The sequence below is a fragment of the Kosakonia sp. BYX6 genome (genome assembly GCF_038449125.1).
Lineage (GTDB): Bacteria > Pseudomonadota > Gammaproteobacteria > Enterobacterales > Enterobacteriaceae > Kosakonia > Kosakonia calanthes.
On record NZ_CP151800.1, the window covers coordinates 4,436,393 to 4,447,370 of the forward strand.

The following is a 10,978-nucleotide window of genomic DNA, read 5'->3' on the forward strand; positions in this document are numbered from 1 at the left end:
TGCCTGATGGCGCTTCGCTTATCAGGCCTACGGGTGTATGTAGGCCGGGTAAACGCAGCGCCACCCGGCGATAGTGCTTAGCCCATCACCGTTTGATACAACAACTGGTCGAGATCGCCGACATTACCGCTGCGGCTTTCCGGCAACGCGTCCGCTATTTCGCCGCGCGCCAATTCCATGTGGATAAAATCATGCAACAACGGCCGGCGCGGGCCGTATTGTGCTTCTCCCGCGCGCTGTTTTAACACCAGCAATTCGTCTATCTCGGCGCGTAGCGGTGCGTCCAAATCACTGCCTGCCAGCAGCGTGGCGAAACGCATCGGCGGCATGCCTTTTCCGGCTTCTATCCAGCGCACCGCCAGCAACGGGCGCAGCACATAGAAATACTTTTTCAGCCGCACCTGCTCATCCTGCAAATGCTGGCGAACGTTTTTCTTCGCCATCGAGTAGTAATGCCAGCGCGCGCGAACCGGCGAAAACCAGTGCGGCACCTGCGTGCGCAGCGCCGCCAGCGTGGCGTCATCCTGCTGATAAACCACCGGCGAATCCAGCCACTCGATTAAGGTCGGGTTCGCGCTTTTCAGCAAGCCCAGCGCTTTGCGCCACTCCCAACCGCAAACATCCAGTTCATCGTCGATTGGCAACTCGATAACATCGCGCTGCGGCTCGACGCGCAGATACCACTGTGGCGCATGCACATACAAAAAGCGCACATCGTAATCGCTGTCCGGCGAGGCAAATCCCCACCCGCGGCTGCCGGATTCGCAGGCATACAGCACTTTCACGCCGTATTTGCGCTCCACCTCACATAACGCCTGGCGCACACGCTCACGCATGGCGGCATCAACACCTTGATATTCCATTTTTTTTATCCTTCTTATTCTTTTACACACGCCTTTATTCGCCGCCAGCAATGAGTCATCGTTATGCTGCACCATGAGGTCCTTTGATGTTTACAAGGCCGTGCAATACCTGGTCCAGACCACCGAAGACCGAGATCTTATCGATGCGTTCCGCTACACGCTCCAAAGTTTCCAGTTCTTTTAAGCGTAATGCCACCGGGTTGCTCTCCATCACTTTCGCCGTGTTCAGCAGCGAACGGGTCGCGGCGGTCTCTTCACGGCGGCGAATCACGTTGGCCTGCGCCGATTTTTCGGCTTCCACTAAGCGCGACAAAATGGCTTTCATCTCGCCCGGCAGGATGATGTCTTTCACACCCAGCGACGCCACTTCAATGCCAAACGCTGCCATGCGGTTCGCCACTTGCGTGCTCACCAACTCATCAATGATTTGCTTATCTTCCAGCAATTCATCGAGCGTGCGCGTCCCGACCGCTTCACGCAGGGCAAACTGCAACTCGCGATAGAGGTGATCCAGCGGTTTGCTCAACTGCGCAAACGCGCTCAACACGTCGGTATAACGCCAGTTCGCCGCAAGGTTCAGGCGCAACGTCACTTTGTCTTTGGTCAGGATCTCCTGGCCGCTCACTTCCAATACCTGCAAGCGCAGATCCACCACTTCCGCGTCGACCAGGTGGTTCACTTTCCAGTAACCGCTCAAACCCGCCGGTAACAGCGCCTGGGTTTCGCCATCAACTTTCAGCACGCCTGCGTGCCAGGCCGGAACCTGCACCACTAAGATGCTGTCGCGGCCTTTCACCGTGGCACCGCGTTTTGGCTGCAACACGGCGTTGAGGATATCGACCGGCACGCGCACGTCGCGGGTATCTATGCGTACCAAGTTCAGCGTCTCATCCGCTTTCCAGTACAGACGGCGCGTCGACGGCGGCAAAATTTCCAGTAACACGCCGTTGTGATACAGCGCGCCCGCGTCGTTATCATTCATATCAGCGATCAGGCAGTAACGCTCCACCCACTCCGGCTGGAAGCGGCGCAGGTACTCTGCAAGGCCAGGCGCCACTTCGCTGCCGTCAATGTTCACCACCAGCACTTCGGGTTTGCTGAACCATGGCAGGCGATGCTCGCCGGTTTCCAAAACGTTGTAGTAGTCGCCCTCTTTTGCCAGTAAACCTAACTGACCTTTTCGTATTGTGATTTTCGTGGTCATGTCTATCTCCTAAAATTATTTGCCTTAACGACCGCGGATGCAGGGGCGAAGCCGCAGGGGAAATACGGTTTTGCCTGCTGCCCGGCACCGTTATCGGCGGTCGCTGGGGGTCATCGTTAACGGCCCGACGACCGGGTACTGCATCGTGATTATCTGGAGAGATAATGGTTGCGAATTCGGGAGTCGAACCCGATTGAATAACCGACTTTCCGCACATGTCTTTGCGCTGACGGAACGCCTCATGGAAAACGGCGCGTGCCGCTCCTGATGCGCCGGCGGGCTTAATAACCCCTGCTGATTCAGCATGTTGACGGGGTAGTTATTGCCAGAAGCGTGCCAAACGCTAAAAACGCGTTAGAAAATTTTTAATTATTTGATAAATGAGGTTTTAATTTTTTAGGCTAAGAATGCGCGTTGCGATGCGCTACGACTTTTCTTATCTTTAGATATCGCTTTTTATCATTCAGGATAAACATGAAACGTCGGGTTGTGATTGGTGTATTGGGAACCGTGCTAGATAAGCGGGGCAAACGGCAAAACCGTTTTCGCAAATGGCGACCCACGGTCGGGCTGTGCCAGCAGCCCGGTTTCCCGGTCGACAGGCTTGAACTCCTGCACCAACCGCGCGATGAAGGGCTGGCGCAGCAAGCGGCGGAGGATATTGAACAACTTTCACCGCAGACCGAAGTGTGCAAGCACGCGATCACCATCAACGATCCATGGGATTTTGAGGAGGTGTATGCCGCCTTCCTCGATTTCGCCACCCATTATCCATTCGATACCGACAACGAAGAGTACCTGGTGCATATCACCACTGGCACCCACGTGGCGCAGATCTGCTGGTTTCTGCTGACCGAAGCGCGTTATCTGCCCGCCAGCCTGTTGCAAACCAGCCCGGCGGCGAAAGGCGCCACAGACGAGGTCATTGCGGCGGGAGTGTGCTCGGTTATCGATCTCGATTTGAGCCGTTACGCCACGCTGACCAGCCGCTTTCAGCGCGAGCAGCAGCAGTCAGTGTCGTTCCTCAAATCCGGCATTGATACGCGTAATGCCACGTTTAACCGCCTGATTGATCAGATAGAGCGCGTGGCGTTGCGCTCATCCGCGCCGATCCTGCTTACCGGGCCAACCGGCGCGGGCAAATCATTTCTGGCAAAACGCATATTTCAGTTGCGCCAGTCCCGCCATTTGGTCGCCGGGCGGTTGGTCGCGGTGAACTGCGCTACCTTGCGCGGCGATAACGCCATGTCGACGCTGTTCGGCCATGTCAAAGGGGCGTTTACTGGCGCACAACAGGCGCGAACCGGGCTGCTGCGTGAAGCGGATGGCGGCGTGCTGTTTCTGGATGAGATTGCCGAACTGGGGCTGGATGAGCAGGCGATGCTGCTCAAAGCGATTGAAGAGAAGACTTTTTTCCCGTTTGGCTCGGATAAAGAAGTGCACAGCGATTTCCAGCTGATCGCCGGGACGCACCGCGATATGCAGCAGTGGGTCGATGAAGGGTGTTTCAGGGAAGATCTCTTTGCGCGTATCAATATGTGGACGTTTGACCTGCCGGGGCTGGCGCAGCGCCGGGAAGATATCGCGCCGAACATTGAGTACGAATTGCAGCGTTTCGGTCTGGAGCAGCAGATGCAGATCCGCTTCGATAAAGGCGCACGCGAGCATTACCTGGCTTTCGCCTGCTCGCCCCATGCGGCGTGGCGTGGGAATTTTCGCGAGCTAAGCACCTCCATTGCGCGGATGGCAACACTGGCGGAACAGGGAAGAATTAGTGATGCGCTGGTCGATGAGGAGATCCAGCGGCTGGAGCATCACTGGCGCGGGACGCCTGTGCAGAGCGATATTCCGCTGGATGTCAGCACGCTTGATCTGTTCGATCAGCGCCAGCTTGAAACCGTCATCGCGGTTTGTCGCCGCAGCCAGACATTGTCGGAAGCCGGGCGCGAACTGTTTGCCGTTTCGCGGCAGAAAAAAGCCAACCCGAATGACGCGGATCGTCTGCGCAAATATCTCGCGCGCTTTGGGCTGAGTTGGGAAAGCCTACGCGGCGCAACATAAAACATCTTCATCATAATTTGTTTGAATAATATTCCTTAGCGCGATAAACAATAACTATGGTTGGGCTTGAACCCTGCCGCTAATAATCCCCTCAATCATTCGAGCCGCGACCACCACGCCAGCTGCTTGAGGTATGACGGGGAAAAAACACAACACAATAATCGCAAGGAATCCCCCCAATGCTCGCAACGTTCACGCGGCTGTTCCCGTTATGGGCCGTGCTGCTCTCTGTTCTCGCTTACTCTTTCCCTCCCACGTTTGTCGCTATCGGCCCGTGGGTCACCACGCTTTTGATGTTGATTATGTTCGGCATGGGCGTGCACCTAAAAATCGACGATTTCAAACGCGTGCTGTCACGCCCGGCACCAGTGGCGGCGGGGATTTTTCTGCACTACCTGGTGATGCCGCTGGCGGCATGGTTGCTGGCGCTGCTGTTTAAAATGCCGCCGGATTTATCCGCCGGGATGGTGCTGGTTGGCAGTGTTGCCAGCGGAACTGCATCGAACGTGATGATTTACCTGGCAAAAGGCGATGTCGCGCTGTCGGTAACCATTTCGTCTGTCTCAACATTGGTCGGTGTGGTCGCCACGCCACTGCTGACGCGCCTGTACGTCGATGCGCATATCCAGGTGGATGTGATGGGCATGCTGCTCAGCATTCTGCAAATTGTGGTGATCCCGATTGCGCTTGGGTTGGTGGTTCATCATCTGTTTCCGCGCGTGGTCAAAGCGGTGGAGCCGTACCTGCCAGCATTTTCGATGGTCTGTATTCTGGCGATTATCAGCGCGGTGGTGGCGGGTTCTGCGTCCTATATCGCCTCTGTCGGCCTGGTGGTGATTGTTGCGGTCATTCTGCATAACAGCATCGGCCTGCTCGGTGGTTACTGGGGCGGGCGCCTGTTCGGTTTCGACGAATCCACCTGCCGCACGCTGGCGATTGAAGTCGGCATGCAAAACTCCGGTCTGGCGGCAGCGCTGGGCAAAATCTACTTCTCCCCGCTCGCGGCACTGCCGGGTGCGCTCTTCTCCGTCTGGCACAACCTTTCCGGCTCGCTACTGGCAGGTTACTGGTCGGGAAAACCGGTCGACGGGCGTAAAACCGAAGCGGTGAAAGAAGGTTAACTGCAAGGTAACTGCCGGATGACGCTAGCCCATCCGGCGGTTTGCGCTTTCTGTCAACCGACCGTAATTCTCACCGGCTTGCCAAGTTTCCCCAGCATGGTAATCAGCGCATCCATCGTGAATTTGCCGGTCTTTTGGTTGACGACATCAGAGACTCGGGGTCGGGAAATATTTAATTTCGCCGCTACCTCCGCCTGCTTGAGGTTGTTTTCCTTTATCCAGTCTGAAATTTCCTGCATCAGTTGCTGTTTGATTTTCAGCAACTGCATCACCTCTTTTTCGGCATCCTCTGCAAGCACGCTTGCCTGGGCAGCGTCGAATCCCAACTCAGCAAAAATATTGGCATCGGCGGGAATAACATGGCCAATCTGGCAACGAGAATTCGTTTTCATTTTTGACGCCTATGGTGCTCGATAACATCGCGATAACGCACATGCACAACGCCCCCGCATCGCGTACACTCGATGCACTTCCCGAGGAGAGAGTCCCATGGCCCTGACCAGACTGACGCAAAAAGAGATGACGGAGAGTGAGCAACGGGAGTTAAAAACGTTGCTGGATCGCGCCCGCATCGCACACGGACGACCGCTGAGCAATTCCGAAGCGAATCATGTGAAAAAAGAGTACATCGATAAGCTGATGGCGCAGCGTGAAGCTACGGCAAAGAAAGCCCGCCAGGTTAAAAAGCAGCAGGCTTATAAACCGGATGAGAACGCTACATTCTCATGGTCCAGCAATACGCAAACGCGAGGACGGCGCTGATCAGCGCCCTTTCTTTTTCCTGCCCGGTTGGGTGAAGCGTTTACTGGCGGGTTTCGCCCGGCTTTTCTCTTCCGGCTTCGCCACTTTCACCGCGTTTTTTTTCGCCGCTTGTGGTTTCGTTTTGGCTTTTGGTTTGGCTTCCGATGACGAGTTTTCAATCAGCTTAAACAGGGCAATGAGTTCATCCGCGGTGAGGTCACGCCATTCGCCCGGCGGTAAACCCGTCAGGCTGACGTTCATAATGCGCGTACGTTCCAGCTTGGTGACTTCATAACCAAAATGTTCGCACATACGACGGATTTGGCGGTTCAGCCCCTGCACCAGGGTAATACGGAAGGTAAACGGCCCTTCTTTCTTCACCTTGCATTTTTTGGTCACCGTGCCGAGGATCGGTACACCGGCACCCATCCCGCGTACGAATTCGTCCGTCACCGGTTTATTCACCGTGACGAGGTATTCTTTCTCGTGATCGTTTCCGGCACGCAGGATTTTATTCACTAAGTCACCGTGATTAGTGAGAAAAATCAGCCCCTGCGAATCTTTGTCCAGCCGCCCAATCGGGAAGATACGGCTGCTGTGGTTGACGAAATCCACAATATTGTCTTTTTCGCCGTCTTCGGTAGTACTCACGATGCCAACGGGTTTATTCAACGCGATAAACACAAGATCTTCTTCGTTTCGCGGCTCGATAAGTTGACCATTCACTTTCACCACATCGCCGGCGACCACTTGATCGCCAATCCCGGCGCGTTTGCCATTGATGAAGACATTGCCCTGTTCGATATAACGGTCAGCCTCGCGACGTGAGCAAATCCCGCTTTCGCTAATATATTTGTTTAAACGTGTTGATTGGGTTGGCAGCATAAATTCTCCTGTAAAGGCGGAATATAACTGGCTTCAGGACAAGAGAAAAACGGATTTTTGCGCTGCAAAAACGAAAATGTGCACTAACACGATGAAAAGCATGTTCGTTAAGTGAAAAAGAAAATAATTCTGCGAGGTTTTTTCCACCCTTAAAAATGAGCGTCCCCTCACTTTTCTTTCCTGTGCAAAGCTTTCTTCCTTGTACCTCACGGATGTAGTTTATAAATTACAAGGGAAGTTATGCGAGAACTATTACAGACGGACGTTTTCAGGCGTTGGGAATCAAAACTCACAGATCCCAAATTAAGATCCATTATCGCAGCACGCCTTTTTCGTCTGGCCAATGGGCTGAGAGGTGACGTGAAACCTGTCGGAGAAGGGATAAGTGAACTGCATATACACTATGGCGCGGGTTACCGTATTTATTTCCACCAGCGCGGAAAGCCCCTTGTTGTACTGTTATGTGCAGGCGATAAAAGTACGCAACAAAAAGACATAATCCATGCCAAATGGTTGGCAAAACTCTCTGAAAATCAAAAGGCAACCTACCATGAGTAAATTGACACCTTATGATCCGATAGTGGCTCTGGTTAATGACGAGGCGATCTCGGTTTTCATGGCAGATGCGCTGGAAACGGGCGATGCAGCTTATATCGCCAAAGCACTGGGCGTAGTGGCACGCGCAAAAGGGATGGCGCAAATTGCGACAGAAACTGGTTTATCGCGCGAACAGTTGTATCGATCCTTCAGTGAAAAAGGTAACCCCACGCTGAAAACAACGCTGACCGTCATGAAAGCATTGGGCATTGGCCTGACGGTAAAACGTTAATCACCGCGCCCGCAGGCGCGGCGAAGTTAATACTCGTCGCGATCGTCGTCTTCGTCTGGCTGTTCCAGTACGCCGTAGGCCACGGAACAGAAGAGTGAGTTGAGGCGTTTCATATCGCCCAGCAAGCCCAGATGCAGGGAGCTGGTTTCGATGCTCTGTACGTTTTGCTGATGCAGGCGATCAACGTGCGCGTGCGCGTAACGGCGGTTCAGAATGCGGAAACGATGCTTGCTGCGGCGCAGACGGCGGGCGCTGGTGATATCACCGGAAAAGAACACAGACATCGCCAGCTTTAGATTGTTGAGCAATTGTTCGTGCAACACATCCAGTTCTTTCAATCCTTCGATAGAGAAGGCACGCCGCGCCGCCAACGATTTGTCAGCGATTTCGCTGCCCATGCGTTCCACGATATCGGAAGCCTGCTCGAGGTTGAGCGACATCTCGATAATTTCCGCCCAGCGTTTGGACTCCTCTTCCGCCAGCTCTTCCTTCGGCATGCGCGCCAAATACAGTTTGATTGCCGTATACAGCACGTTTACGTCATCCGCTTGTTTACGTAGCTCTTTTTCCTGACGTGGTTCGCCGTGCATCACTTTATGCAAGCCTTCCAGCATTAGCTCCATCGCATCGCCCATGCGCAACGTTTCCCGCGCGGCATTCGCTAATGCAAGTGTCGGCGTATCCAGCGCCGAACTGTCGAGGTGTTTCGGCTTCAGACGTGCATCCAGTTCCGGCTCCTCGCGAATAATACGTTTACAAAATTGTGCCATCGGACCGGCAAAGGGCACCATCGCCAGGCAACGAATCAGGTTGTAGAAGACGTGGAAATAGATAACCAGCTCGGCTTCCGGCAGCGGTAATTTCTGCATCGCGCTTGCCAGAACATGAACAAACGGCAGAATAATTAAGCTGCCCACCAGCTTAAATAGCAGGCTGCCGAGCGCTACGCGGCGAGCAGCGGCATTCGCACCGCTGTTATTCAGCATTGCCAGCAAACCGGAACCGAGGTTCGCGCCAATCACCAGGCACAGCGCCACCGGGAACGAAATAATCCCCGCCGTGGTTAACGTTGCGGTCAGCAGCACGGCTGCCAGGCTGGAATAGCTGATAATGGCGAACACCGCGCCAATCAATGCGTCCAGCATGATGTCGCCAGTCAGCGAGGCGAAAATAACCTGTACGCCATTGGCCTGGGTGATGGGCGTGACCGCCTGCACAATCAGCTCCAGCGCCAGCAAAATTAGCCCAAGACCAATACTGACGCGCCCAAGCTGCCCTTCGCGGGTTTGCTTGCGACCAAGGAAGAAAATCACGCCGATAAAAATCAGCAGTGGTGATAGCCACGAGAGATCAAAAGTCAGCACGCGCGCCATCAGCGCGGTCCCCACGTCGGCGCCGAGCACAATGACCAGCGCCGGGGTAAGTGCGACCAGATCTTGTGCGACAAACGAGGTCACCAGCATGGTGGTGGCGTTACTGCTCTGCACCAGCGCGGTTACGCCGATGCCCGCGCAAAAGGCGAGCGGTTTCTTTTCAACACTACGGCTCAGTACGGTACGTAAACGCGCGCCAAAAACGCGCATGACGCCGGTACGCACAATGTGCGTGCCCCACACTAGCAGGGCCACAGCAGAAAGAAGATGAAGCAAAGTCAGCACGGAATCAGGCTCTCCTTATCGTTATGCGTTGCCCGTTATCGGTCTCGATAACCTCAACATTATGAAGTAAGTATAAGGCTTTAAACCTAAGACGGATGCAGGACGCCGCTTAAGCGCCCTGTGAGTTGTAAGAAAAAATGACGGTTTTGTGACAGAGGCGGGGTTTAGCTATTCCCCGGAATTGCGGCATCAGAATGCGCGTTGCGGTTACGTTTAAGCCAAACGATTGAACCAATTTTTAACGCTTCCGACAGGATAAACAGCAGAATTGCGCCCCACGCGGAGCCAAAGCCACTGAGATGCATAATTTGCGGGATCAACGCAATTGAGCATTTTAAGGAAAATACGCGAGCAATTTCCTGCGCAATAAAGAAAACAGTATTGATATCTTTTTTTGCGATAAACGACCAGGCGGAAAACAGTAATGACACGATCAAGGCGATATTCACAAAAAACAGCAACTGAATTATTCCGCCCGCGAAACCACTGACGCCTAACTGCGCATAATTGGTATAAAAAGCGCTTATGTCAGAATAAAAAGGGACGTTGCCACTTTGCAGCGAAAAGAATAAATAGCCGACCACTGCCAGCACATCCATGATGCCCCAAAATACAAATATCTTATTTCTTAAATTCATAATCTTCATCCCTTACGCCTGGAATCCATTGCCATGATTTACCCGACTGCGTCCAGGCATCATCACCCTCAAGGTATTTCTGATTAACCGTGCGTTTTTCACCATAGCGCCTGATCACCGAACGAGTATAGAGGATTTCCCGCGTATCCGACGCGACGCTTGTTGGAATGGGCGTCCAGAGTTGAATTTTGTCGCGCGAGGTATTCATATAATCTTTGCCGTCGGAGCCAAAAACGCGTCCTTCTTCGCCCATGCTGGTGGCCCGATTGATCAGCATTACCGCTGCGTTTTTCACGCCGTGAAAGTCCGTTTCGCTGGTTTTCCAGTAGCCGGGGCCGTACTCCGGGGTGACCGGTACGAAGTTGCTGCGGGTCGGCGCCGGGCGCCCATGCATCGCCACGCTGTCCTTAAAACCGTTCACGATCGTGCGGATAAACACGGCGTTAAATGACAAGGATTGAACGCAAAAAAGCTCTGCGCTTTCAGAGATAAAGAACGGGTAATAAAAGCGGTTGCGGGCGCTGACATTCGCGCGCACCACCACCACCACGCCTTTATCTATCAGACTATCAATGTATTTTTCTTTTTGGTGGCCTAAAGGGTCATGCGGTAAACCATATTTAAAACCGTGATGCTGCTTAATGCTGTAGCCATCAATACTGCCCAACATATTATTGGGGCTGCTTTCTATGAAATATTCTCTTTTGATAATATTTTTCGCGATATCTGGCGCCAGGATGTTTTCATAATCCTTCGGCAAGAGATTTCTTTTTCTAATATCATAAATATCCATTTTTATAATACCTACATTAAAGTTATAACAGCCAAATGAACCGCAAAAGAGTAAGCAACCTTGCCTTTAAGTCTTTGCTCATCATACGCATGAAAAGGAACAAGGGTCTAAGAAAATATACCACTTTAAGAATGTTCTTAGTTTCAATCTGTATTATGTCTGCTTCACAATTGTGTCGTAGAAAT

At 53.1% G+C, this 10,978-nt stretch carries 12 protein-coding genes; 5 read left to right on the forward strand and 7 right to left on the reverse strand.

Going from position 1 to position 10,978, the window contains the following annotated elements; translation table 11 throughout:
• Positions 1 to 77: 77 nt before the first annotated feature.
• Together AAEY27_RS20740 and AAEY27_RS20745 are read right to left on the reverse strand one after the other, a co-directional pair.
• Positions 78 to 863 (reverse strand): nucleotidyltransferase domain-containing protein, encoded by a 786-nt coding sequence (locus tag AAEY27_RS20740; RefSeq protein ID WP_342322667.1) that lies wholly within the window; start codon positions 861 to 863, stop codon positions 78 to 80.
• Between the two features lie 61 nt (positions 864 to 924).
• The gene (locus AAEY27_RS20745; RefSeq protein ID WP_342322668.1) at positions 925 to 2,067 is read right to left on the reverse strand and encodes a slipin family protein; all 1,143 of its coding nucleotides are present in this window, start codon (positions 2,065 to 2,067) and stop codon (positions 925 to 927) included.
• Between the two features lie 474 nt (positions 2,068 to 2,541).
• On the opposite strand from AAEY27_RS20745, the gene rtcR reads away from it, so the two are divergent.
• Together rtcR and panS are read left to right on the forward strand one after the other, a co-directional pair.
• Entirely contained in the window at positions 2,542 to 4,128 is a 1,587-nt protein-coding gene (gene rtcR / locus AAEY27_RS20750) for an RNA repair transcriptional activator RtcR (RefSeq protein WP_342322669.1), read from the forward strand.
• 179 nt (positions 4,129 to 4,307) lie between these two features.
• A complete protein-coding gene (gene panS / locus AAEY27_RS20755) occupies positions 4,308 to 5,249 on the forward strand; it encodes a ketopantoate/pantoate/pantothenate transporter PanS (RefSeq protein WP_342322670.1) in 942 nt (313 codons plus the stop codon).
• A 53-nt stretch (positions 5,250 to 5,302) separates the two neighbouring features.
• Here the strand turns inward: panS and AAEY27_RS20760 are convergent, their stop codons facing one another.
• A complete protein-coding gene (locus AAEY27_RS20760; RefSeq protein WP_342322671.1) occupies positions 5,303 to 5,641 on the reverse strand; it encodes a helix-turn-helix domain-containing protein in 339 nt (112 codons plus the stop codon).
• A 97-nt stretch (positions 5,642 to 5,738) separates the two neighbouring features.
• Here AAEY27_RS20760 and AAEY27_RS20765 point away from each other — a divergent pair, with 97 nt between their 5' ends.
• Positions 5,739 to 6,011 carry a DUF3811 domain-containing protein gene (locus AAEY27_RS20765; RefSeq protein ID WP_342322672.1) on the forward strand — a complete coding sequence of 91 codons (273 nt, stop codon included), beginning with the start codon at positions 5,739 to 5,741 and terminating at the stop codon, positions 6,009 to 6,011.
• Here AAEY27_RS20765 and rluF read toward each other — a convergent pair whose 3' ends face one another.
• Positions 6,012 to 6,875 (reverse strand): 23S rRNA pseudouridine(2604) synthase RluF, encoded by an 864-nt coding sequence (gene rluF / locus AAEY27_RS20770; RefSeq protein ID WP_342322673.1) that lies wholly within the window; start codon positions 6,873 to 6,875, stop codon positions 6,012 to 6,014.
• Positions 6,876 to 7,115: 240 nt separating this feature from the next.
• Here rluF and AAEY27_RS20775 point away from each other — a divergent pair, with 240 nt between their 5' ends.
• Together AAEY27_RS20775 and AAEY27_RS20780 are read left to right on the forward strand one after the other, a co-directional pair.
• Complete coding sequence (locus AAEY27_RS20775; protein ID WP_342322674.1) at positions 7,116 to 7,433, forward strand: type II toxin-antitoxin system RelE/ParE family toxin; 318 nt, start codon at positions 7,116 to 7,118, stop codon at positions 7,431 to 7,433.
• Positions 7,426 to 7,704 (forward strand): addiction module antidote protein, encoded by a 279-nt coding sequence (locus AAEY27_RS20780; protein WP_342322675.1) that lies wholly within the window; start codon positions 7,426 to 7,428, stop codon positions 7,702 to 7,704. Before AAEY27_RS20775 ends, AAEY27_RS20780 begins: the two co-directional genes overlap by 8 nt.
• Before the next feature lie 26 nt (positions 7,705 to 7,730).
• Here AAEY27_RS20780 and AAEY27_RS20785 read toward each other — a convergent pair whose 3' ends face one another.
• The 3 genes from AAEY27_RS20785 to AAEY27_RS20795 form a co-directional block, all read right to left on the reverse strand.
• Positions 7,731 to 9,362 (reverse strand): Na/Pi cotransporter family protein, encoded by a 1,632-nt coding sequence (locus tag AAEY27_RS20785; RefSeq protein ID WP_342322676.1) that lies wholly within the window; start codon positions 9,360 to 9,362, stop codon positions 7,731 to 7,733.
• A 164-nt stretch (positions 9,363 to 9,526) separates the two neighbouring features.
• The gene (locus tag AAEY27_RS20790; RefSeq protein ID WP_342322677.1) at positions 9,527 to 10,000 is read right to left on the reverse strand and encodes a hypothetical protein; all 474 of its coding nucleotides are present in this window, start codon (positions 9,998 to 10,000) and stop codon (positions 9,527 to 9,529) included.
• The gene (locus AAEY27_RS20795; RefSeq protein ID WP_342322678.1) at positions 9,984 to 10,793 is read right to left on the reverse strand and encodes a hypothetical protein; all 810 of its coding nucleotides are present in this window, start codon (positions 10,791 to 10,793) and stop codon (positions 9,984 to 9,986) included. Before AAEY27_RS20795 ends, AAEY27_RS20790 begins: the two co-directional genes overlap by 17 nt.
• Positions 10,794 to 10,978 lie beyond the last annotated feature (185 nt).

Excerpts from the sequence above, each read along its gene's own strand:
- AAEY27_RS20795 (WP_342322678.1), bottom strand. The coding sequence starts at position 10,793 with ATGGATATTTATGATATTAGAAAAAGAAATCTCTTGCCGAAGGATTAT.
- AAEY27_RS20765 (WP_342322672.1), top strand. The coding sequence starts at position 5,739 with ATGGCCCTGACCAGACTGACGCAAAAAGAGATGACGGAGAGTGAGCAA.
- AAEY27_RS20780 (WP_342322675.1), top strand. The coding sequence starts at position 7,426 with ATGAGTAAATTGACACCTTATGATCCGATAGTGGCTCTGGTTAATGAC.
- rtcR (WP_342322669.1), top strand. The coding sequence starts at position 2,542 with ATGAAACGTCGGGTTGTGATTGGTGTATTGGGAACCGTGCTAGATAAG.
- AAEY27_RS20775 (WP_342322674.1), top strand. The coding sequence starts at position 7,116 with ATGCGAGAACTATTACAGACGGACGTTTTCAGGCGTTGGGAATCAAAA.
- AAEY27_RS20790 (WP_342322677.1), bottom strand. The coding sequence starts at position 10,000 with ATGAATTTAAGAAATAAGATATTTGTATTTTGGGGCATCATGGATGTG.
- AAEY27_RS20745 (WP_342322668.1), bottom strand. The coding sequence starts at position 2,067 with ATGACCACGAAAATCACAATACGAAAAGGTCAGTTAGGTTTACTGGCA.
- AAEY27_RS20740 (WP_342322667.1), bottom strand. The coding sequence starts at position 863 with ATGGAATATCAAGGTGTTGATGCCGCCATGCGTGAGCGTGTGCGCCAG.
- rluF (WP_342322673.1), bottom strand. The coding sequence starts at position 6,875 with ATGCTGCCAACCCAATCAACACGTTTAAACAAATATATTAGCGAAAGC.
- AAEY27_RS20760 (WP_342322671.1), bottom strand. The coding sequence starts at position 5,641 with ATGAAAACGAATTCTCGTTGCCAGATTGGCCATGTTATTCCCGCCGAT.
- panS (WP_342322670.1), top strand. The coding sequence starts at position 4,308 with ATGCTCGCAACGTTCACGCGGCTGTTCCCGTTATGGGCCGTGCTGCTC.